The 22,090-nt window shown below is 67.7% G+C and carries 19 protein-coding genes and 1 pseudogene; 16 read left to right on the top strand and 4 right to left on the bottom strand.

Features of this window, described 5'->3' with window-relative positions; translation table 11 throughout:
- Positions 1–200: 200 nt before the first annotated feature.
- From JN22_RS09635 to JN22_RS09625, 3 genes are read right to left on the bottom strand one after another with little or no spacing between them, the layout of a single operon-like run.
- Positions 201–1,781 carry an aldehyde dehydrogenase (NADP(+)) gene (locus JN22_RS09635; RefSeq protein ID WP_085553732.1) on the bottom strand — a complete coding sequence of 527 codons (1,581 nt, stop codon included), beginning with the start codon at positions 1,779–1,781 and terminating at the stop codon, positions 201–203.
- Between the two features lie 41 nt (positions 1,782–1,822).
- On the bottom strand, positions 1,823–2,749 hold the full coding sequence (locus JN22_RS09630; protein ID WP_085553731.1) for a dihydrodipicolinate synthase family protein: 927 nt from the start codon (positions 2,747–2,749) through the stop codon (positions 1,823–1,825).
- 28 nt (positions 2,750–2,777) lie between these two features.
- Positions 2,778–3,656 (bottom strand): SMP-30/gluconolactonase/LRE family protein, encoded by an 879-nt coding sequence (locus tag JN22_RS09625; RefSeq protein ID WP_085553730.1) that lies wholly within the window; start codon positions 3,654–3,656, stop codon positions 2,778–2,780.
- Positions 3,657–3,851: 195 nt separating this feature from the next.
- On the opposite strand from JN22_RS09625, the gene JN22_RS09620 reads away from it, so the two are divergent.
- The 9 genes from JN22_RS09620 to JN22_RS09580 all read left to right on the top strand — a co-directional run bounded on the left by JN22_RS09620 (position 3,852) and on the right by JN22_RS09580 (position 14,537).
- Complete coding sequence (locus JN22_RS09620) at positions 3,852–4,883, top strand: LysR family transcriptional regulator (protein WP_085554616.1); 1,032 nt, start codon at positions 3,852–3,854, stop codon at positions 4,881–4,883.
- 117 nt (positions 4,884–5,000) lie between these two features.
- The gene (gene chvE / locus JN22_RS09615) at positions 5,001–6,074 is read left to right on the top strand and encodes a multiple monosaccharide ABC transporter substrate-binding protein (protein WP_085553729.1); all 1,074 of its coding nucleotides are present in this window, start codon (positions 5,001–5,003) and stop codon (positions 6,072–6,074) included.
- A gap of 101 nt (positions 6,075–6,175) precedes the next feature.
- Entirely contained in the window at positions 6,176–7,762 is a 1,587-nt protein-coding gene (mmsA, locus tag JN22_RS09610; protein WP_085553728.1) for a multiple monosaccharide ABC transporter ATP-binding protein, read from the top strand.
- Positions 7,759–8,955, top strand: coding sequence for a multiple monosaccharide ABC transporter permease (mmsB, locus tag JN22_RS09605; protein WP_085553727.1), 1,197 nt, complete (start codon positions 7,759–7,761; stop codon positions 8,953–8,955). The genes mmsA and mmsB overlap by 4 nt, the downstream gene beginning before the upstream one ends.
- Before the next feature lie 63 nt (positions 8,956–9,018).
- Entirely contained in the window at positions 9,019–9,969 is a 951-nt protein-coding gene (locus JN22_RS09600; protein ID WP_085553726.1) for a Gfo/Idh/MocA family protein, read from the top strand.
- Between the two features lie 136 nt (positions 9,970–10,105).
- Positions 10,106–11,932 carry an IlvD/Edd family dehydratase gene (locus tag JN22_RS09595; RefSeq protein WP_085553725.1) on the top strand — a complete coding sequence of 609 codons (1,827 nt, stop codon included), beginning with the start codon at positions 10,106–10,108 and terminating at the stop codon, positions 11,930–11,932.
- 199 nt (positions 11,933–12,131) lie between these two features.
- Positions 12,132–12,470 carry an antibiotic biosynthesis monooxygenase family protein gene (locus JN22_RS09590; RefSeq protein WP_085554615.1) on the top strand — a complete coding sequence of 113 codons (339 nt, stop codon included), beginning with the start codon at positions 12,132–12,134 and terminating at the stop codon, positions 12,468–12,470.
- A gap of 18 nt (positions 12,471–12,488) precedes the next feature.
- Positions 12,489–13,196, top strand: coding sequence for an RNA polymerase sigma factor SigJ (gene sigJ / locus JN22_RS09585; protein ID WP_085553724.1), 708 nt, complete (start codon positions 12,489–12,491; stop codon positions 13,194–13,196).
- A 144-nt stretch (positions 13,197–13,340) separates the two neighbouring features.
- Positions 13,341–14,537: an IS256 family transposase gene (locus tag JN22_RS09580; RefSeq protein ID WP_085553231.1), complete on the top strand. Its 1,197-nt coding sequence runs from the start codon at positions 13,341–13,343 to the stop codon at positions 14,535–14,537.
- A 38-nt stretch (positions 14,538–14,575) separates the two neighbouring features.
- Here JN22_RS09580 and JN22_RS09575 read toward each other — a convergent pair whose 3' ends face one another.
- A complete protein-coding gene (locus JN22_RS09575) occupies positions 14,576–14,959 on the bottom strand; it encodes a GAF domain-containing protein (RefSeq protein WP_223677652.1) in 384 nt (127 codons plus the stop codon).
- 562 nt (positions 14,960–15,521) lie between these two features.
- Between JN22_RS09575 and JN22_RS09570 the strand changes: the two genes are divergently transcribed.
- The 7 genes and pseudogenes from JN22_RS09570 to JN22_RS09540 all read left to right on the top strand — a co-directional run bounded on the left by JN22_RS09570 (position 15,522) and on the right by JN22_RS09540 (position 21,765).
- Entirely contained in the window at positions 15,522–16,685 is a 1,164-nt protein-coding gene (locus tag JN22_RS09570) for a tyrosine-type recombinase/integrase (protein ID WP_085553723.1), read from the top strand.
- 52 nt (positions 16,686–16,737) lie between these two features.
- The gene (locus JN22_RS09565; RefSeq protein ID WP_179166110.1) at positions 16,738–16,890 is read left to right on the top strand and encodes a hypothetical protein; all 153 of its coding nucleotides are present in this window, start codon (positions 16,738–16,740) and stop codon (positions 16,888–16,890) included.
- 3 nt (positions 16,891–16,893) lie between these two features.
- Positions 16,894–17,133: pseudogene (locus JN22_RS09560) on the top strand (IS66 family transposase); the annotation flags it as partial.
- A 101-nt stretch (positions 17,134–17,234) separates the two neighbouring features.
- Positions 17,235–18,179, top strand: a complete 945-nt coding sequence (locus JN22_RS09555; RefSeq protein WP_085553721.1) for an ArdC family protein — start codon at positions 17,235–17,237, stop codon at positions 18,177–18,179.
- The gene (locus JN22_RS09550) at positions 18,176–18,553 is read left to right on the top strand and encodes a DUF2958 domain-containing protein (RefSeq protein ID WP_085553720.1); all 378 of its coding nucleotides are present in this window, start codon (positions 18,176–18,178) and stop codon (positions 18,551–18,553) included. Before JN22_RS09555 ends, JN22_RS09550 begins: the two co-directional genes overlap by 4 nt.
- A 129-nt stretch (positions 18,554–18,682) precedes the next feature.
- Entirely contained in the window at positions 18,683–19,546 is an 864-nt protein-coding gene (locus JN22_RS09545; protein WP_085553719.1) for a hypothetical protein, read from the top strand.
- 125 nt (positions 19,547–19,671) lie between these two features.
- Positions 19,672–21,765 (top strand): ParB/RepB/Spo0J family partition protein, encoded by a 2,094-nt coding sequence (locus tag JN22_RS09540; RefSeq protein WP_085553718.1) that lies wholly within the window; start codon positions 19,672–19,674, stop codon positions 21,763–21,765.
- The last annotated feature ends 325 nt before the right edge of the window (positions 21,766–22,090 follow it).

Here is a 22,090-nt window from a genome sequence, read left to right as displayed (position 1 = left end):
GCGTTCCGCCGGATCTCAAATCGCCGGATTTCAAACTGTTCGCCATACCCACTTTAAGTGTCTGAAACCATAACTGTCCAATATGTTTATCCGCCAGTCCGATACGGAAACCGGCATGGGCGGAAGCGTCACGGAAAAGCACGGCCGGACGACGTTCCGACCGCCGCCCTGCCACGCCAGACAGGCGCCGCAAGCAGGCGTCACTCCCGGCCCGGCACGCCGTCGACGCGGCGCCACAGCCCCAGCGGGTTGCCGTCGCGCAGGGACTCGGGCAGCAGGTCGGCGGGCAGGTCCTGGTAGCAGACCGGGCGCAGGAAGCGGCGGATCGCCAGCGTGCCGACCGAGGTCGAGCGGCTGTCCGACGTCGCCGGGAACGGGCCGCCATGCACCATCGCGTCGCAGACCTCCACCCCGGTCGGCCAGCCGTTCGCCAGGATGCGGCCGGCCTTGCGCTCCAGCGTCGGGATCAGCGCGCCGACCGCCGCCGCGTCGGCCCCGTCCATCTGCACGGTCGCGGTCAATTGGCCCTCCAGCCGCTCCGCCACCACCCGCATCGTCGCCACGTCCGGGCAGCGGACCAGCAGCGAGGCCGCCCCGAACACCTCCTCCTGCAAGCCCGCCTCCGCCAGGAACGTTCGGGCCGTCGTGGCGAAGAGGGCCGCCCAAGCCTGGTTGGGGCCGGAGCAAGCGATGCCGCGCGCCAGCGTCTCCACCGCCGTCGCGCCGGCCAGCCGGGCGACGCCGGCGTCGTAGGCCGCGTGGATGCCCGGCGTCAGCATCGTCGCCGCCGCGCTGCCGCCGAGCGCCGCCACCGCCGCCGTCACGAAGCGGTCGAGGTCCGGCCCCTCCACCCCCAGCAGGATGCCGGGGTTGGTGCAGAACTGCCCCGCCCCCATGGTCAGCGAGGCGACAAATTCCGCGCCCAGCGCCTCGGCGCGGGCCGCCAGCGCCGCCGGCATCAGGAAGACCGGGTTGATGCTGCTCATCTCGGCGTAGACCGGAATCGGTTCCGGCCGTTTGGCCGCCACCTCCATCAGCGCCAGCCCGCCACGGCGCGAGCCGGTGAAGCCGACCGCCTTGATGCGCGGGTCGGCGACCAGCGCCATGCCGATGGCGGTGCCGGCGCCGAACAGCAGGGAGAACACGCCCTCCGGCAGGCCGCAGGCCACCACCGCCGCCTGGATGGCGCGGCCGACCAGCTCCGACGTGCCGGGATGGGCGGGGTGCGCCTTGACCACCACCGGGCAGCCGGCGGCGAAGGCCGAGGCGGTGTCGCCGCCGGCGACCGAGAAGGCCAGCGGGAAGTTCGAGGCGCCGAACACCGCGACCGGCCCCAGGGCGATGTGGCGCTGCCGCAGGTCGGCGCGGGGCATCGGCGCGCGGTCGGGCAGCGCCGGGTCGATGCGGGCATCGAGCCAGCTTCCCTCGCGCACGGTCCGGGCGAACAGGCGGAGCTGGCCGACGGTGCGGCCGCGCTCGCCCTCCAGCCTTGGGCGCGGCAGGCCGCTTTCGGCCATGGCGCGGGCGATCAGTTCGTCGCCGATGTCGAGGATGTTCCGGGCGACGGTCTCCAGGAAGGCCGCCCGCTGGTCCAGGCCGCTCTCGCGGAAGGCGTCGAAGGCTTGCCCGGCGAGCGCGCAGGCGCGCTCGACCTCGGCCGCGCCGCCGCCGCCAAAGCCGGGCTCCAGCGCCGCGCCGGTGGCCGGGTCGACGGCGTGGAAATCGCCGTCCCCGCCGCGGTGGCGCCGCGCGCCGATCAGCATCTCGCCGGTGATGGTCATGGCAACGTCCTGGATCGGGAGGGAGGCGGGCGGAACGCCTTTCACCGCGCCCAGCGCAGGACCAGCGGGTCCAGGCGGCGGGCGGCGTCGAGCAGGCCGGCGCGGGCCGCCGGGTGCGGCGGGGGCATCGGATGGCGCACCGCGTCCGACGCGATGACGCCGCCCTCCTTCATCAGCATCTTGGCGGTGGCGATGCCGGTCTGCCGGTTCTCGTGGTTGATCAGCGGCAGCCAGCGCCCGTAGGCGGCCACCGCCGCCTCGCGGTCGCCGGCCAGATAGGGATCCATGATCTGGCGGATGCCGTCGGGGTAGCCGCCGCCGGTCATGGCGCCGGTGGCGCCGGCGTCGAGATCGGCCAGCAGGGTGATGGCCTCCTCGCCGTCCCACGGCCCCTCGATGGCCTCGCCGCCCAGCTCGATCAGCGCGCGCAGCTTGGCGGCGGCCTGCGGCACCTCGATCTTGAAGTAGGAGACGTTGGCGATCTCGCGCGCCATGCGGGCCAGCAGTTGGGCGGACAGCGCGGTGCCGCTGACGGGAGCGTCCTGGATCATGATCGGGATGCCGATGGCGTCGGACACCCGCTGGAAGAACTCCACGATGCCGGGCTCGGCCACGCGGATGGTGGCGCCGTGATAGGGCGGCATGACCATCACCATGGCGGCGCCGAGATCCTGGGCGCGCCGGCTGCGCTCGGCGCAGGCCCGGGTGCTGAAATGGGTGGTGGTGACGATGACCGGGACGCGCCCTACGACATGGCCGAGGATGGTCTCCATCAGCACCGTGCGCTCGTCGTCGGTCAGCACGAACTGCTCGGAGAAGTTGGCGAGGATGCACAGGCCGGTGGAGCCGGCGTCGATCATGAAATCGACGCAGCGCTTCTGCCCGGCGAGGTCCAGCTCCCCCGTCCCGGTGAAGATCGTCGGCACGACAGGAAAGACGCCGCGGTAGGGTCGGATGGTCGCCGGCATGGCAATCACGTCCTCTCTCGGAAGGATGTCAGGAAGCGCGCCCGAACCGGCCGCAGGGCAGGCCGCGAACACCGGGCGCGCACTCGAAGATGGCCCCGGCCAGCGGCTCGTCGGGCCGGCCATGGGCGGCGGTGGTGATGAACAGCCGGTCGAGACCGGGGCCGGCGAAGACGCAGGAGGTGACGCGGGACACCGGCAACGCGATGGCGCGGTCGAACGACCCGTCGGGCCGGAAGCGGCTGACCCGCCCGCCGTCCCAATGGGCGATCCACAGCCCACCCTCGGCGTCGGCGGTCATACCGTCGGGATAGCCGTCCGCCTCGGCGAAGCGGATGTGGACGCGCTTGCCGGTCAGCCCGCCGTCGGCGCCGACGTCGAAGGCGTAGACCGTCCGCGCCGCGCTGTCGGTGTGGTACAGGGTGTGCCCATCGGGTGATAGCGCCGGGCCGTTGGCGACGGTGTAGCCCTCGTCCACGCGGGCGGTCGCGCCGTCCGGGTCGAGCCGGTGCAGGGCGCCGGTGGGCGCCGCCTCCGCGTCGTCCATGCTGCCGATCCACAGGCGGCCCCGCGCGTCGGCCTTGGCGTCGTTCAGCCGGTTGCCCGGCCGGTCGGGGTCGAGCCGCGCCAGTTCGCCGACGATCGCCGGCCGGTCGCCATCCAGGCGCAGGCGCACCACCCGGCGCGACCGCAGACCGGCGATGAAGCCGTCGCCGTCGGCGCTCTCGACCAGCCAGCAGGCGGCGTCCTCCATCGCCCACTCCCGGCGCGCGCCATCGGCCAGCGACAGGCGAAGGATGCGGGAGCCCCGGATGTCGACGGCATAGACCGCGGCCTGTCCCGGCGACCACAGCGGGCCTTCGCCCAGAAGCGCCCCGGCGGGCCACGCGCAACGCGCCTCCTGCGTCATCCCGTCTCCCCTGCCCCGAGCCTGTGCGGATCCCGTCCGACCGAGCGGTGGGGGCCCGTTTTTAAAATTTGTTGACGCCCCGAACGATAAGGGGCCTTTTGATAATCGTCCAATACGAAGATCGGCGTTGGCGATATCAAATATCGTATGGTCCCGCCCCCGCCCGACCGCCGCGCCCGACCGGAGGCTGACACCGTGACACCCCAACGTTTTTCCGCCAACTGGTTCCAGCGGGTGCGGCTGAAGCTGCGCCACCTCCAGCTCTTCGCGGCGCTGGACGAACACCGCAACCTGCACCGCGCCGCCGCCAGCCTGAACATGTCGCAGCCCGCCGCCTCCAAGCTGCTGGGCGACCTGGAGGAGACGCTGGGCATCACGCTGTTCGACCGCCATGGCCGGGGGGTCGAGCCGAACTGGTACGGCAGCCTGATGATCCGCCACGCCCGGATGATCCTCAGCGAGCTTCAGGAGACGGGGGAAGAACTGAACGCCCTGCTGGCCGGGCACAGCGGCCGGGTGTCGATCGGCACGGTGATGGCCCCGGCGGTGGAACTGGTGGTGCCGGTGATCAGCGCGCTGACCCGCGACCATCCCGGCCTGAAGATCGCCGTCGCGGTCGAAACCAGCGACGTGCTGGCCGAGCGGGTCCACCAGGGCGTGATGGATTTCGCCATCGGCCGCCTGCCGGGACGGTTCGATCCCTCCGCCTTCGATTACCAGGAGATCAACAGCGAGGAGCTGTGCTTCGTCGGCCGCGACACCCACCCGCTGCTGCGACTGAACCGCCCGCTGACCACGGCGGATCTGGCGGACACGACCTGGATCCTCCAGCCGGTGGGCTCGCTGCTGCGCGACCGCGTCGAGGCGCTGTTCCGCGCCGAGGGGGTGCCGCCGCCGCAGCGGGTGATCGAGAGCGCCTCCCCCGTCATCTCGATGGCAATGGTGGCGGAAACCGATTCGGTCACCGTCTTCGCCCGCGCGCTGGCGCGGCTGTTCTCACCCAGCGGAAGCTGCACGATCCTGCCCTTCCACAAGCGGTTCAGCGTCGAACCCTACGGGATCTTCTGGCTCAAGGAGCGCCCGCTGTCGCCCGGCGCCCGCACCGTGCTGGGCGCGGTGCGGGAGACGGCGGCAGCCCCGCGCCGCGCCGCATCGTCCGCCGCGTCGCCGGACTCCGCTTTCACCGATATCAAAACCCATATCGAAACATCGAACAATCGTATTTGACAGTTATGATGAAACGGAGGATTGCTGGATACGCAAACCATCGCGGCGCGAGCCATCCGTGCTTGGTGCGGCAACGCCGGCGAACGGCGTGTCACGGAACGGGAAGGGAAGCGGTCCATGTCTTCTTTCAAGTCCACGCTCACCGGATTGGCCGTCGGCCTGCTGGCCGTCGCCGGCACCGCCGCCCCGGCCCTGGCGCAGACCAAGCCCACCATCGGCATCTCCATGCCGACCAAGTCGTCGGCCCGCTGGATCGACGACGGCAACAACATGGTCAGGTATTTCCAGGAAAAGGGCTACAAGACCGACCTGCAATACGCCGAGGACGACATCCCCAACCAGCTCGCCCAGATCGAGAACATGGTCACCAAGAACGACAAGGTTCTGGTGATCGCCGCCATCGACGGGACGACGCTGACCGACGTGCTGCGCAAGGCGGCGGAACGCGGCGTGAAGGTCATCGCCTACGACCGCCTGATCCGCGGATCGACCGACGTCGATTACTACGCCACCTTCGACAACTTCCAGGTCGGCGTCCTCCAGGCCTCCTACATCGAGGCGGCCCTGGGGCTGAAGGACGGCAAGGGGCCGTTCAACATCGAGCTGTTCGGCGGCTCGCCCGACGACAACAACGCCTATTTCTTCTACGACGGCGCCATGTCGGTGCTCCAGCCCCACATCGACAGCGGCACGCTGAAGGTCGGCAGCGGCCAGGTCGGCATGGGCAAGGTGTCCACCCTGCGCTGGGACGGCGCCGTCGCCCAGGCCCGCATGGACAACCTGCTGAGCGCCTACTATTCCGGCAAGCGGGTCGACGCGGTGCTGTCGCCCTATGACGGCCTGAGCATCGGCATCATCTCGTCGCTGAAGGGGGTCGGCTACGGCTCGGCCTCGCTGCCGATGCCGGTGGTGACCGGGCAGGACGCGGAGGTCCCGTCGGTCAAGTCGATCCTGGCCGGGGAGCAGCGCTCCACCGTGTTCAAGGACACCCGCGAGCTGGCGAAGGTCGCGGTCGGCATGGTCGACGACATGCTGAGCGGCCGCACCCCGCAGGTCAACGACACCAAGACCTACGACAACGGCAAGAAGGTGGTTCCGTCCTACCTGCTGAAACCGGTCAGCGTGGACGCGTCGAACTGGAAGGAAACCCTGATCGCCAGCGGCTACTACAAGGAATCCCAGATCAAGTGACCGCAGGGCCGTGGCGGGCACGGCGGCAGACGGGTGCGCCGCCGCGCCCGTCGCGGCACCGGAAAGACGGCCGGAAAGGCGGGGAGACCGGGGGCATCGGCATGAACACCATCCTTGAGATGCGCGGCATCACCAAGACGTTCCCCGGGGTCAAGGCCCTGGACAACGTCAACCTCTCGGTCCGCGAGGGGGAGATCCACGCGCTGATCGGCGAGAACGGCGCCGGCAAATCCACGCTGATGAAGGTGCTGAGCGGCGTTTATCCGCACGGCTCCTACGAGGGCGACATCCGTTTCCGGGGGGAGCCGGTCGCCGTCCGCGGCATCGCCGACAGCGAGAGGCTGGGCATCATCATCATCCACCAGGAGCTGGCGCTGGTGCCGCTGCTGTCGATCAGCGAGAATCTGTTCCTCGGCAACGAACGGGCGCGCGGCGGGATCATCGACTGGACGGCGGCGACGCTGCGCGCGCGCGACCTGCTGCGCATGGTCGGGCTGACCGATTCGCCGGAGACCCTGATCACCGACCTCGGCGTCGGCAAGCAGCAGCTGGTCGAGATCGCCAAGGCGCTGTCGAAGGAGGTCAAGCTGCTGATCCTCGACGAACCGACCGCCAGCCTGAACGAAAGCGACAGCGACGCACTGCTGGCGCTGCTGCTGCGCTTCAAGGCCCAGGGAATCGCGTCGATCCTGATCTCCCACAAGCTGAACGAGATCGCCAGGGTCGCCCACCGCGTCACCATCCTGCGCGACGGCACGACCGTGGAGACGCTGGACTGCCGCGACGCCCCCATCAGCCAGGACCGCATCATCAAGGGCATGGTCGGCCGCGACCTCGCCGACCGCTACCCCCGGCGGGCCGGCACCCCCGGCGACATCCTGTTCGAGGTCGAGGGCTGGAGCGCCGATCACCCGGTCCACCCCGGCCGCCGCGTCGTCAAGGACATCGACCTGCACGTCCGCCGGGGCGAGGTCGTCGGCATCGCCGGGCTGATGGGCGCCGGCCGCACCGAATTCGCCATGAGCCTGTTCGGCCGCTCCTACGGCCGCAACATCCGCGGCACGGCCCGCCTGAACGGGCGGACGATCGACGTCTCCACCATCCGCCGCGCGATGGACAGCGGGCTGGCCTACGCCACCGAGGACCGCAAGCATTACGGCCTCGTGCTCGACAACGACATCCGCCACAACGTGACGCTGGCCAACCTCGACGGCGTCGCCAAGGCCGGGGTGATCCATCACGAGCGCGAGATCGAGGTCGCCAACGACTTCCGCCGCCGCCTGCGCATCCGCTGTTCCAGCGTGTTCCAGGAGACCGTCAACCTGTCCGGCGGCAACCAGCAGAAGGTCGTGCTGAGCAAATGGCTGTTCGCCGACCCGCAACTGCTGATCCTGGACGAACCGACGCGCGGCATCGACGTCGGCGCCAAGTATGAAATCTACACCATCATCAACCAGCTGGTGGCGGAGGGCCGCGGCGTCATCCTGATCTCGTCGGAGCTGCCGGAGCTGCTGGGCGTCGCCGACCGCATCTACGTGATGAACGAGGGCGCGCTGGTGGCCGAGATGCCGGCGGCCGAGGCGAGCCAGGAAAAAATCATGCACGCCATCATGTCGGGCGGCATGGCGGGCAGCACGGCGGGAACCAGGCCCGTCGACGGCACGGGCCCCCGGGAGTATCCGCAATGAGCGCCGAAATCAACCTGCCGGCCCAGCCGCGCGACGCCTCCCCGGCGAAATTCCTCAAGAGCCACATGCGCGATTACGGCATATTGATCTCGCTGCTGGCGATCGTGGCGTTCTTCCAGTACATGACCGGCGGCACGCTGTTGCAGCCGCTGAACCTGACCAATCTGGTGCTCCAGAACAGCTACATCGTCATCATGGCGCTGGGCATGCTGCTGGTGATCGTCGCCGGGCACATCGACCTGTCGGTCGGCTCCATCGTCGGCTTCATCGGCGCGCTGGCCGCCATCCTGATGGTGCAGTTCAACCTGCATTTCCTCCCCACCGCCCTGATCTGTCTGGCGGCCGGCGGCCTCATCGGCGCGGCGCAGGGCTATTGGGTCGCCTATTTCCGCATCCCGTCCTTCATCGTGACGCTGGCCGGCATGCTGGTCTTCCGGGGCTTGAGCCTCGCCCTGCTCGCCGGGCAGTCGGTCGGCCCCTTCCCGGTGGAGTTCCAGCTTCTCAGCTCCGGCTTCATCCCGGACGTCTTCGCGACGGGCGGTTTCCACCTGACGACGCTGCTGCTGTGCGTGGCGACCCCGGCGATCCTGATCGGCCTGAGCGTCGCCGCCCGCCTGCGCCGCCACCGCTTCGCCATCGAGCAGGAGCCGCTGCCGCTGTTCGTTGCCAAGAGCGCCGGACTGTTCGCGGCGATGGCCGGCATCGGCTGGCTGCTGGCCTCCTACAAGGGGCTGCCGAACGTCCTGATCATCATGGCGCTGCTGATCGGCCTCTACGCCTTCGTCACCCGCGACACCACCATCGGCCGCCGCGTCTACGCGCTGGGCGGCAACGAGAAGGCGGCCAGGCTGTCCGGCATCGACACCCGCCGCCTGTCCTTCTACACCTTCGTCAACATGGGCGTCCTCGCCGCGCTGGCCGGGCTGATCTTCGCGGCCCGCCTGAACACCGCCACGCCCAAGGCCGGCGTGTCGTTCGAGCTGGACGTGATCGCCGCCTGCTTCATCGGCGGGGCGTCCGCCTCGGGCGGCGTCGGGCGGGTGACGGGTGCGGTGATCGGCGCCTTCATCATGGGCGTGATGAACAACGGCATGTCGATCCTCGGCATCGGCATCGACTGGCAGCAGGTGATCAAGGGTCTGGTGCTGCTCGCCGCCGTCTGCTTCGACGTCTACAACAAGGGCAAGGTCTGACGGCGGCTTCGGGACCTGGGTTCCCTCGCCGCCGTCCACCCTGCCCCAACCGGACACATCGCCATGACGCTCCCCACCCTCGGCCTCGTCGGTCTGGGAAAGATCGCCCGCGACCAGCACATCCCGGCCATCGCCGCCACCGGCCTGTTCCATCTCGCCGCCGTGGTCAGCCCGGATGGCGCCACCACGGACGGCGTCCCGACCTTCCGCTCCCAGGCGGAGATGCTGGCGGCGCTGCCCGGTCTCGACGCCGTGGCGCTCTGCACGCCGCCCGCCGTCCGCCACGGCTTGGCGGTCGAGGCGCTCCGCGCCGGCAAGCACGCGCTGATCGAGAAGCCGCCCGTCGCCACTTTGTCGGAGCTTCACGATCTGGAGGCCGAGGCCGAGGCGGCGCGGCGCACCCTGTTCACCGCCTGGCATTCACAGTTCAACCCGGCGGTGGAGGAGACCAGGCGCCGGCTGGCCGACGCCACCATCCACAGCGTCGCCATCACCTGGAAGGAGGATGTGCGGCGCTGGCATCCGGGCCAGGACTGGATCTTCGCGACCGGCGGCTTCGGCGTCTTCGATCCCGGCATCAACGCGCTGTCGATCCTGACCGACATTCTGCCGGCCCCGGTCTTCGTCCGCTCGGCGGAGCTGCGCGTCCCGGCCAACCGCGACACCCCCATCGCCGCCACGCTGGAGATGGGCGCGGCCCCCGGCTCCCGCATCGGCCATCGCATCGGCCGTGTCACCGCCGATTTCGACTTCCTCCAGCAGGGCGGGCAGACCTGGTCCATCGTCATCGAGACGACGGACGGACGTCTCGACCTGACCCATGGCGGGACCCGCCTGACGGTGGACGGCGCGCCGGCCCTGGCCGAGCCCGACACCGAGTATCGGCGCATCTACCGCCATTTCCATCGGTTGATCGAGGACGGGGCAAGCGACATCGACGCCCGCCCGTTGTCCCTGGTCGCCGACGCCTGCATGGTCGGGCGCTGGCACCGCACCGCTTCCTTCGACTGGTAGAAGGCCCCGCAACGGGTCCGGCAACAGGGCGTTTCCCGGCGGACAGGCGCGCGGCCCGATGCCGACGAACGAGCTTCACCCCCACCCCCGGCGCCGGGCCGTCCGGTCCGCGCCCCAACCCGAAACCGGTGTCGACATGTCCGAGACGAAGCCCCCCTTCCCCCCCAGTTCCTCCGATTCAGGGCGTCGGCTGCGCTCGCGCGCGTGGTTCGACAACCCCGACAACCCCGACATGACCGCGCTCTATCTGGAGCGCTACCTGAATTTCGGGCTGACGCGGGAGGAGCTGCAATCGGGCGCGCCGATCATCGGCATCGCCCAGACCGGCTCCGACCTCAGCCCGTGCAACCGGCATCATCTGGTCCTGGCCGAACGCCTGCGCGAGGGCATCCGCACCGCCGGCGGCATCGCCATCGAGTTTCCCGTCCACCCGATCCAGGAGACCGGCAAGCGGCCGACCGCCTCGATCGACCGCAACCTCGCCTATCTCGGCCTCGTCGAGGTGCTGCACGGCTATCCGCTGGACGGCGTCGTGCTGACCATCGGCTGCGACAAGACCACGCCGGCCTGCCTGATGGCGGCGGCCACCGTCAACATCCCGGCCATCGCCCTGTCGGTCGGCCCGATGCTGAACGGCTGGTTCCGCGGCGAGCGCACCGGCTCGGGCACCATCGTGTGGAAGGCCCGCCAGATGATGGCGGCCGGCGAGATCGACTATCAGGGCTTCATCGAACTGGTGGCCTCGTCCGCCCCCTCGACCGGCTACTGCAACACGATGGGCACCGCCTCCACCATGAATTCGCTGGCGGAAGTGCTGGGCATGCAGCTTCCGGGCTCCGCCGCCATCCCCGCCCCCTACCGCGAGCGCCAGCAGGCCGCCTACGAGACCGGCAAGCGCATCGTCGAGATGGTGCGCCAGGACATCAAGCCGTCGGACATCCTGACCCGCAACGCCTTCCTCAACGCCATCGTCGTGAACTCGGCCATCGGTGGATCGACCAACGCGCCGATCCACATCAACGCCATCGCCAAGCATGTCGGCGTGCCGCTGACGGTGGAGGACTGGCAGACCCATGGGCTGGGCGTGCCGCTGCTGGTCAACCTCCAGCCGGCGGGCGAGTATCTCGGCGAGGACTTCCACCGGGCCGGCGGCGTCCCCGCCGTGGTGGCGCAACTGATCGGCCAGGGCCTGATCCGCGAGGACGCGCCCAACGTCAACGGCCGGACCATCGGCGAGAACTGCCGCGATCAGCCGATCATGGACAGCCGGGTAATCCTGCCGATCGACCAGCCGCTGAGGATCAACGCCGGCTTCGTCGTGCTGCGCGGCAACCTGTTCAACGCCGCCATCATGAAGACCAGCGTGATTTCCGAGGAGTTCCGCGAACGCTACCTGTCCAACCCCCAGGATCCCGAGGCATTCGAGGGGAAGGTCGTCGTCTTCGACGGGCCGGAGGACTACCACCACCGCATCGACGACCCGTCGCTCGGCATCGACGCCTACACGATCCTGGTCATCCGCGGCACCGGACCGATCGGCTATCCGGGAGCGGCGGAGGTGGTGAACATGCGTCCGCCCGCCGACCTGATCAGGCAGGGTGTCCATTCCCTGCCCTGCATCGGCGACGGCCGCCAATCCGGCACCTCGGGCTCGCCGTCCATTCTCAACGCATCGCCGGAAGCGGCGGTGGGCGGCGGGCTGGCCCTGCTGCGCAGCGGCGACCGGGTGCGGATCGACCTGCGCCGCGGCTCCGCCGATATCCTGATCCCCGAAGCGGAACTGGCCGATCGCCGTGCCGCCCTGGACGCCGCGGGCGGCTACCCGGTGCCGCCGTCGCAGACGCCCTGGCAGGAAATTCAGCGCGGCTTGGTCGGCCAACTGGACGAGGGCATGATTCTGAAGCCGGCGGTCAAGTACCAGCGCATCGCCCAGACCATGGGAATCCCGCGCGACAATCATTGACGAGGAGCCAGGGGGCGCTGATGGGTCATTGCGTCCGCAACGGGCCGTTGGCGGTCGAGCTCCCGACGACCTCCGTCGGGCCCTCCCCGATGACCAGACGATCCGTGAAGGTTGGCCTCTGAAACGCGCGTCGCGTGTCACATTTCCGGGGCCATCCTTGTCATGTCTTTTGTAACGGCAGCTCGCAAAGGAGATGACGATGGCCGGGAAGACGACAGCGACGATCGACTCTCAAGCCGAGAGCCTGACGCTCATCAACGTGTATGAGGTCGAGCCTGAAAAGCAGGCCGAGCTTGCGAAGGCGCTTTCCGAGGCGACCGAAAGCACGATCCGGCATCAGCCTGGCTTCATCTCGGTCAGCATTCACAGCAGCTTCGACGGCCGGAAAGTCGTCAACTATGCGCAATGGGTGTCGAAGGAGCATTTCGAGGGGTTCATGAAGAAGCCTGGGACGCAGGACCAGCTCAAGCAGTTCGCCGGGCTTGCGAAATCGGTCGCGCCCAGCCTTTACAGGGTGAGCTCGGTTGTCGCGGAGTAAAGGCAGGACGGTGCTGAAATGAACGGCATGCGGCCAGAACCCTCATTCGCCGATTTGCGGCCGCGCCTTGTCCGGCTGGCATATCGGATGTTGGGATCGGTGGCGGACGCCGAGGATGTCGTTCAGGATGCCTGGGCGCGGTGGCTGGCGACGGACCGTGATGCGGTGCGCGAACCGGCTGCCCTGCTGCGCACCATCGTCACGCGCCTTTGCCTCAACGAGTTGAAATCCGCCCGGCACAGGCGCGAGACCTATATCGGACCATGGCTCCCCGAACCCATCTTCGAGGACGGGGAGCCGGACACCGACGATGACATCACGCTTCCGCTGATGATCGCGCTGGAACGGTTGTCGCCACTGGAGCGCGCCGCCTTCCTGCTCCATGACATTTTCGGCATGGGCTTTGATGACGTAGCCAGTGCCATTGGCCGTGAACCCGCGGCATGCCGCAAGCTCGCCAGCCGGGCGCGGGAGCATATCCAGGCCGCCCGACCGCGTTTCGCGGTGACGAAGGAGCATGGATTGGAAATCGCCGCCACTTTCTTCACCGCATCGCGCAATGGCGACATGGGTGCGTTGCGGTCGCTTTTGGCTGAGGATGTTACGGCCTTCGCGGATGGCGGCGGCAAGGTTCCAGCTTCGCCGCGTCCACTGATCGGCATCGCCGAGGTCATGGCGCGGCATGTCCAGCTTGCGCAGGAGTTCAACCAGGTCGCGTCCCGGTGAGTGGTGTCCGAACGTGAGGCTGGCCCGCCGGAGCGCTCCCCCCTAGCTGGCGCAGGCGGGCCAGCCGTTCGGAAGCAGGCGGTCACCGTGTGTCTTCGGTAAGTTGAGGTTGCTTGACGACCATCAACTGTGACGGAGACCACGATGACCGAGGACAGGATCGCTCTTCAGGACCTGATTGGGAAGAGCGCCGACGCTGACTTCCTGCGCGAGATGGTCGGTTTCGCCGCCCAGCGGCTGATGGAACTGGAGGTCGAAACCTTGTGCGGCGCCGGTTACGGCGAGCGCACGGACGAGCGGCAGACCAAGCGCAACGGGTATCGCGAGCGGAGCTGGGAAACCCGCGCCGGGGCCATCGACCTTCGGATCCCCAAGCTTCGGCGCGGCTCCTACTTCCCGGCCTTCCTGGAGCCACGGCGCACGGCGGAGAAGGTGCTGGTCGCGGTGATCCAGGAGGCCTACGTGCAGGGCATCTCGACGCGCAACGTCGATGACTTGGTCAAGGCGATGGGCATGATCGGCATCTCGAAGAGCCAGGTCAGCCGCCTGTGCCAGGACATCGACGAGCGCGTCCAGGCGTTTTTGAACCGGCCGCTGGAGGGTGACTGGCCCTTTGTGTGGCTGGACGCCACCTATGTCAAAGTGCGCCAGGACGGCCGCATCGTCTCGGTTGCCGCCATACTCGCCATCGGCGTCACCACCGATGGCCGGCGCGAGGTGCTGGGGCTCGGTCTCGGGCTGTCGGAAGCCGAAATCTTCTGGAGCGAGTTCCTGCGCTCCTTGACGCGCCGGGGGCTGCGCGGAGTGAAACTGGTGATCGCCGATGCTCATCTCGGGCTGAAGGCCGCCGCTTCCAAGGTGCTGGGCGCGACACTCCAACGGTGTCGTGTTCATTGCATGAGGAACCTCCTGGCCTGCGTCGGCAAGGCGCACCAGACGATGGTCGCCGCCACCATCCGCACCGCCTTTGCCCAGGAGACCGCCCAGGCCGCCCACGAGCAGTGGCGACACGTCGCCGACAGCCTGCGGCCGCGCTTCTCCAAACTGGCCGCCTTGATGGACGAGGCCGAGTTCGACGTGCTGGCCTACATGGCCTATCCCAAGGACCTGCGCACCAAGCTGCACTCCACCAACCCCTTGGAACGCCTGAACGGCGAGATCAAGCGGCGCACCAATGTCGTCGGCATCTTCCCATGCGAAGCCGCCGTCACCCGACTGGTCGGCGCCCTGCTGCTGGAGCAACATGACGAGTGGGCTGTATGCCGACGCTACATGACCATGGAAAGCTTGGCCGTGCTGTGCAACCCTGCGGGCGACCCGCTTGTCATCTCAGCGGAGTAAACCGGCAGCCTCAGCGCGCCGAGGAACACGAAGCCTCCTCAGACACCACACCCCGGGGCACGATCGATGTGCTGGGCGATCAGCGTCGAGAAGAGCGTCAGGACCTGCCGCCCTTCCAGCGAAAAGGGTCGGCTCTCCGTGCTCGCGGCGCAGAGCGTCCCGTACAGCCTGTTGTCTTCGAGATAGACCGGCGTGCTGGCGTAGGTCTTGATGCCGAGGCTCCGGGCCGCTTCCGAATCCCCCCAGCAGGCGGACACATCCTCCGTGTAGGCCCGCCCCTCGTCCAGTGCGCGCTTGCACAGCGTGTCGTCCCAGGGCACCGACAAGCCTTCGGGAATCCGCATGGTCTTGCTGTTGCGGGAAAACACGATGGTCTGGACACCGGCCTCCGCGTCGACGCGGGTCAGATAGGTGCTTTCCATCCGGTGATCAGTTCCAGCAACTCCAGCAAAGGGTGGGTCAGTTGCCCAACGGTGCGGGGGCCGATACCAACGTGCTGGAAACCCGCTCCAGAAACTCCTGAGGGACCATTGCGTTGATCTGATTCGTGGATGGCACGCCCCTATGCTGTGAACCACACCCAATTTCCGCAAGCTTATCGCCTTGAGTTTCCATCACCATTGCGCTTCCCACAACCAATGCGTGTTCGCGCGATTCGGCGCTGGCGGTTCGGCGCTTCTGGATGGAGACAAGAAAAAGCCCCTGAAAGCTGTTTGCTTTCAGGGGCTTTGATTTGGTTGCGGGGGCAGGATTTGAACCTGCGGCCTTCAGGTTATGAGTTAGATTTCGGCAAGTTTTTCGATCCTACGCCATCGCCGCCGCTATCCGCCAAAACCAAGCCAACTAATTGTTATCACTTGTTTTTTTCACGACACCATCTCACTCTTTCCTACGACGCCATACGCTGTGACTTTCGTCGCGACGCTTCCACGACGCTTCCACAAAACTCCGGCGCCACCCTCTGGATCGGAAAGGTAACCCGCCATGGCCAAGGAGAAGCTCACCAAACGTTCCGTCGAGCAGTTCGCGGTGAAGGAAAAGGACTATATCGTCTTCGACAGCGATCTGCCGGGTTTCGGCGTCCGCGTCATGCCGAGCGGCAAACGCTTCTTCCTGATCCAGTATCGCCGCCATGGCCGCACCCGCCGCGTCATGCTCGGACAGTTCGGCCCCGTCACGGCCGAACGCGCCCGCAGGGACGCGACGCGCATGCTCGGCAATGTGCGCGGAGCCGATGGCGATCCGGCAGCGCTTCGCGACCAGGAACGGCAATCCACATCCGTCCAGGAATTGGGCGAGCGCTTCCTCAAGGAACATGTCGCCGTCCGCTGCAAGCCGAGAACGCAGGGCGAGTACAAGCGCGCCATCGAACTGTTCATCAATCCGTTCTTCGGCACCCAGCGGACTCGAACCGTCACCCCGGCCGATGTCGCCGATCTTCATGGCACCTACTCCCACATCCCCTATCAGGCCAATCGTACCCTCGGCGTCCTGTCCAAGATGATGAGCCTCGCCGAGACCTGGGGCATCCGCGACAAACACACCAACCCATGCGAGGACATCGAGCGTTATCCCGAGCACAAGCGGGAACGCTTTCTCTCGGCCAAGGAGATCCAACGGCTCGGCGAGGTTCTGAGAGAGGCCGAGGTTGCCGGCACGGAGAGCCAGTACGCTGTTGCCGCCTTCCGACTGCTATTGCTCACCGGCTGCCGGCTGTCGGAAATCCAGACCCTCAAATGGGCCTATGTGAACCTCGAAGAAAACGAACTCGACCTGCCGGACAGCAAGACCGGAGCCAAGACCGTTCACTTCGGCCAAGCCGTCCATGACCTGCTGGAAAAGCTGCCGCGGGCCGACGACAACCCCTACGTCATCGCCGGCAAGATCGAGGGTCATTATCTCACCGACCTGCAAAAGCCGTGGCGGCGCATCCGCAAAGCGGCTGGGATTGAGGAAGCCCGCATCCACGACCTGCGGCATACCTTCGCCTCGGGCGGGCTGCTGGTCGGTGAGGGCCTGCCGATGATCGGCAAGCTGCTCGGACACACCCAGATCCAGACGACAGCCCGCTATGCTCATCTGGCCGATGATCCCATCAAGGCTGTAGCCACCCGCATCTCCAGCCAACTCGCGGCGGCGCTGGGATGACACCCGTGACATCGCCAGCAATGTGACGGAGGCTGCCCGCGGCACGACCGCGGTGTCCTCCACCATCGTCGGTGTCAACCAAGCGGTGCTGGAAACCGGTTCCGCTGCGACGGGGGTGCTGGATGCCGCCAGCAGCTTGGCGCAGGATGCCGAGACGTTGCGCAGTGAGGTCAGCACCTTCCTCATCGCAGTCCACACCGTCTAGTTCCAGCAGCCAGTACGCGATCTGACCGAGCTCGTCGAGCGTCAGAAAGCCGGCTTGGCGGAATTGGAGTCCCTGCGCCTGCAACTCTGGCAGATGCAGCGCACCGTTTTCGGGCGACGCTCCAAACGACGAGATCCCAATCAACTCGACTTGGGGGTAGAGGATCTGCTCCTGAAGAAACGGTCGTGTCAGCTCGCGCACCGACGCCGGATCGAAAGTGAGGGCCAGGACGAGGGCGGATGACCGCGCCAACGCAGAGCGAGAGTGAGAGTGCGGACGGGAATCCCGTGACGGGTTGAGAGCCGGAGGAGAGGCTTCCGGCGCCCGTCGCGGAGGTTCCCGCGATGTCCAGACAGTCCACCCAGCCCGGCACCGGCCGGACAAGCCTGTACGACGAGATCACCGGCACGATCATCACCCAGTTGGAGGGCGGGTGCGTCCCCTGGGTTCAGCCCTGGGGCACGGCGGCGGGGAAAGCGCCGCTCGCCATGCCGAGGAACGCCGGCACCGGCCGTCTCTATTCGGGGATCAACGTGCTGATCCTGTGGGGCGCCGTCATCCAGCACGGCTTTCCCTGCCAGAGCTGGCTGACCTTCCGCCAGGCCCTGTCCCTGGGTGGCAACGTCCGCAAGGGCGAGCGCGGCACCACCGTCGTCTATGCCGACCGCTTCGTCCCGGACGGCGAGAAGAAGCGGGCGCGTGAAACCGGCGACAATCCCCAGGCGGTCCCCTTCCTGAAGCGCTTCACCCTGTTCAACGCCGCCCAGTGCGACGGCCTGCCGGACGACATGGCCGCTGCCGTCCCACCACCCTCGCCCGGCCTGATCGAGCCTACGGTGGATGCCCTGATCCGGGCCACCGGCATCGATTTCCACATCGGCGGCAACCGCGCCTTCTACGCCGTGAACGGCGACTATGTGCAGGTGCCGCCGCCCCAGGCGTATTTCGAGCCGATCAACTGGCACCGCACCGCGCTTCACGAACTGGGTCACGCTTCGGGCGCCAGGCACCGGCTGAACCGCGATCTCTCCGGATCGTTCGGCTCGAAGAAGTACGCTTTCGAGGAGCTTATCGCCGAAATCAACGCCGCTTTCTGCTGCGCTTCGCTCGGCATCGTACCGACCGTGCGCCACGCCGACTACATCAGCGCCTGGCTCGACGTGCTCCGCGAGGACAACCGGGCGATCATCCGCGCCGCCTCCCAGGCCAGCAAGGCGGCGGACTTCCTACTCGGCTTCTTGCCGGAGGCCGGTGCCGGGCAAAGCATGAAACATGGGAGGGCGGCATGATCCTCCTCACCGACGACCTGCGCGCCTGTCTCCTGGCCAACGGCCTTCGGCGCGGCGCCGATCACATCCCGGTGGTGAAACTCTTCAACCCGATGGGTGCCGCCACTTGGCTGGCAACCGAACTCGACCGGGACGGAGACACCCTGTTCGGGCTGGCGGACCTCGGCTTCGGCTGCCCGGAACTAGGGGCCTTCAGCCTGTCGGAACTGGCCTCGCTCCGCCTGCCCTTCGGGCTGGGGATCGAACGCGACCTCCTGTTCGAGGCCGCCCACCCGCTGTCGGTCTACGCCGATGCGGCCCATCGCACCGGCAGCATCATGGACGGCATCCGCCGGCTCGCCATGGCGGACGGCGTCCCCCGACAAAGCCGATGACGCGGGTTCGCCGCCGGCCCGGACCAATCGCCCCGGGCCAATCGTCGGTGACGCCGGCGCACGCCGGCGTGGCGTCTTTCCCGACCATCCCTCGGCATCCGGAGAAACCCGCCTCAAGGAGATCTCACGATGACCGACTTAAAGCGCTATGCCGTCGAGTGCCATGGCGGCGGTGAAGGGCTTGGTGCCCCGGCCCTGGCGGTGTTCGACATCGAGCGGCAAACCGCCGAATTCATCGTCCAAATGGCCCGCCTGATCAAGCAGCATCAGATCCACCAAATCGAACGGTATGATTTCCGGGTCTGGTATTTCGAAACCGACCCGCGGGATGATCTCAACGATCGGCAACGGACAGCGGCGGAAGCCGACCCGAGCCTGATCGAGTTGCGGGACGACAGCCAGGCCCTGATGCGGTCGGAAGCCGATCGCCTCTGCGTCACGGCGGATCGCTTCCGCTTCCTGACCTACCGGAAGCACTGCGACGATGAAATCGAAACGCAGGACCAGCCGATCGCCGCCTTGGCCGTTCACTTCGCCATCCCCTGGGATTTCGCGGGACCGGACGGCTACCTCCAGGCCGAATACGGCGACGAGGGGGAAGATCCCAGGTTCCCGCGCAGCGACTGGCAATACGAGATGGCGAACGGCGACACGGCGCTCGGCTATTTCCTCTGGCTGTGGCATCGCCACGAGGCCGAGAACATCGCGCTTCCCGCCAGCGCCATCGGGCCGGTTGCCGACTGCGTCGAGCGTCTCACCCGGAACGGCGTCACGGATACCGATCTGGACGCGATGGTCCATGATCTGAAATCGGCGGAGGCCGCCAGCATTAACAACGAGGGGCTTTCCACCCAGGTCCGTTACCTGCTGGAAGCCGATGCCCACAGGCCGCACTCGATGCCCTGCTGGCCTGACGGGGCACGCAAGCCCGTCTCCGGAACGACCGGTCCAGCCCCATCCCTCCTGGCCCGCCGGTTTTCCGGATTTCCTTAAATCCGCCCTTCCGGCTTTCCGGGTTTGTGGCGGCGCCGGAAGAGAGGAAGAGGAAGGCCGGGTTTTTCGTGACGGGTTGGAGGCCGGGGAGAGTCTTCCGGCCGCCCGTCGCGGAGATTCACCCGATGGCCGCTGTCCAGAAGATCACCCTGTCGCCCTCCCTCGACGTCCCCTTCAACAAGCTCGTCCTCTCCCAGGCCAACGTCCGCCGCGTCAAGGCCGGCGTCTCGATCGAGGAACTGGCCGAGGACATCGCCCGGCGCACCCTGTTGCAGGGGCTGAGCGTCAGGCCGATCCTCGACGCCGAAGGCGCCGAAACCGGCATGTACGAGGTTCCGGCCGGCGGCCGTCGCTACCGGGCGCTGGAACTGCTGATCAAGCAGAAGCGCCTGCTCAAGACCGCACCGATCCCCTGCGTCGTCCGCGACCGCGGCATCCCCGAGGAAGATTCGCTGGCCGAAAACGTCCAGCGCGCCCCCCTCCACCCCCTCGATCAGTTCCGCGCCTTCTTCGCCCTGCGCCAGAAGGGACTGTCCGAGGAAGAGATCGCCGCCGCCTTCTTCGTCTCGGCCGTCGTCGTCAGGCAGCGGCTGCGCTTGGTCTCGGTGTCCGAGGTCCTGCTCGACGTCTATGCCGCGGACGGCATGTCGCTCGACCAGCTCATGGCCTTCACCATTTCCTCCGATCACGCCCGTCAGGAACAGGTGTGGGAGGCGGTCCAGCGTTCCTACAACCGGGAGCCTTATCAGATCCGCCGGATGCTGACCGAGAACACCGTGCGGGCCGCCGACAAGCGGGTGCAGTTCGTCGGCACGGAGGCTTATGAGACGGCCGGCGGCATCGTCCTGCGCGATCTCTTCCAGTCCGACGACGGCGGCTGGATTGAGGACGTGGCCCTGCTCGACCGCTTGGTCGCTGAGAAGCTGAAGGCCCTGGCCGATCAGATCGCCAGCGAGGGCTGGAAGTGGGTCGTCGCCGATCTCGGCTTTCCCTACGGCCATACCCAGGGCCTGCGCAAGCTGGTTGGCACGGCAGCCGACCTGACCCCCGAAGAGCGGGCGACGGTCGAGGCCCTCGAAGCGGAACATGACCGGATTGAGGACGAGTACGCCGAGGCCGAGGAACTGCCAGACGAGACCGACCGCCGGCTCGGCGAGATCGAGACAGCGCTGGACACCTTCGCCGGCCGGCCGCTGCGGTTCGACCCGGCAGAGATCGGCCTTGCCGGCGCCTTCGTCAGCATCGGCGCCGACGGCAGCCCGGTGATCGACCGCGGATATGTCCGCCCCGAGGACGAGCCGCCGGCTGCCGTCGAACCCGATGGCGAGCCGGCCGGCGCCGTTCCCCTGTCGCCGCCCGTCGCCGTGGTCACCGTCGGCTGCCAGCCCACCGCTCCCGAGGAGGAGGAGGATGGCGCCATCAAGCCCCTGCCCGACCGGCTGGTGATGGAGCTGACCGCCTACCGCACCCTGGCCCTGCGCGACGCCGTCGCCGAGCACCCCCAGGTCGCCCTGACCCTGCTGCTACACAAGCTGGTCGGCGACACGTTCCGGCATGGCGGAGCAGGGGCCTGCCTGGAAGCCTTCGTCCGCTCCGTCTCCTTCCCGGCCCAGCCGGCGAACCTCGCCGACAGCCCGCCGGCCAAGGCCGTCGCCGAACGGCACGCCGCCTGGGAGGCCGAGCTGCCGGAGGGCGACGACGCCCTGTGGAACTGGCTCGCCGCCCTCGACGACGCCAGCCGCCTGGCCCTGCTCGCCCATTGCGTCAGCTTCGGCGTCAACGCCCTCTATGAGAAGGTGGACCGCTTTGGCGGCGCCGGCCTGTCGCAGCACGGTCTCGACCGCCGGCTGACCCAGGCCGGGCGCCTGGCCGGGGCCGTCGATCTCGACCTGGTGGAGGCCGGCTGGCACCCCACCGCCGACAACTACCTGGGCCGCGTCACCAAGTCCCGCATCCTGGAGGCGGTGCGGGAAGGCGTCGGCGACCGGGCTGCCCAGCTCATCGACCACTTGAAGAAGGGCGACATGGCCAAGGAGGCCGAACGGCTGCTCACCGACAGCGGCTGGCTGCCCGAGCTGCTGCGGCCGGCGGGTGACGATGCCCCGGCGCCGGACGCCGGGAGCGATGCCGTCACCCTGCCCGATTTTCTTGCCGGCGACGACGGAACGGCAGAACCGCCGGCCGCCCCCGAGGCAGCCCACAGCATCGCCGCCGAGTAACCCATCCATCCTCCGGCCCGGCCCCTTCCAAGGAGCCGGGCCTTTTCTTTTTCGAGGCTGCGATCATGCCCATGAACATTAACGGCAGCCCGGCTCCCTTGCATGACGGCTCCGGTCCAACTGGTTCATCTCTCGCTTTCAGAGCACTCTCAGAAATTCGAATCTGACCCAAAGCGAACCATCGCTCGCGACCGCGAAGCGCCAGGAGCCGACCTTTGCGACGGCTCTCCAGTGCGGATTTCGATGAAGCCAGCCGGGGTTTCCGATTTGAAAGCGGTCCAGCGTTCCTGGCTGAAGCCGGTCCAAGCTTCCGACGCAGTCGCTC

The sequence above is a fragment of the Azospirillum agricola genome (genome assembly GCF_020005195.1).
Lineage (GTDB): Bacteria > Pseudomonadota > Alphaproteobacteria > Azospirillales > Azospirillaceae > Azospirillum > Azospirillum agricola.
Note: the sequence above shows the minus strand (reverse complement) of the source record. Positions and strands in the feature narration are given on the sequence as shown.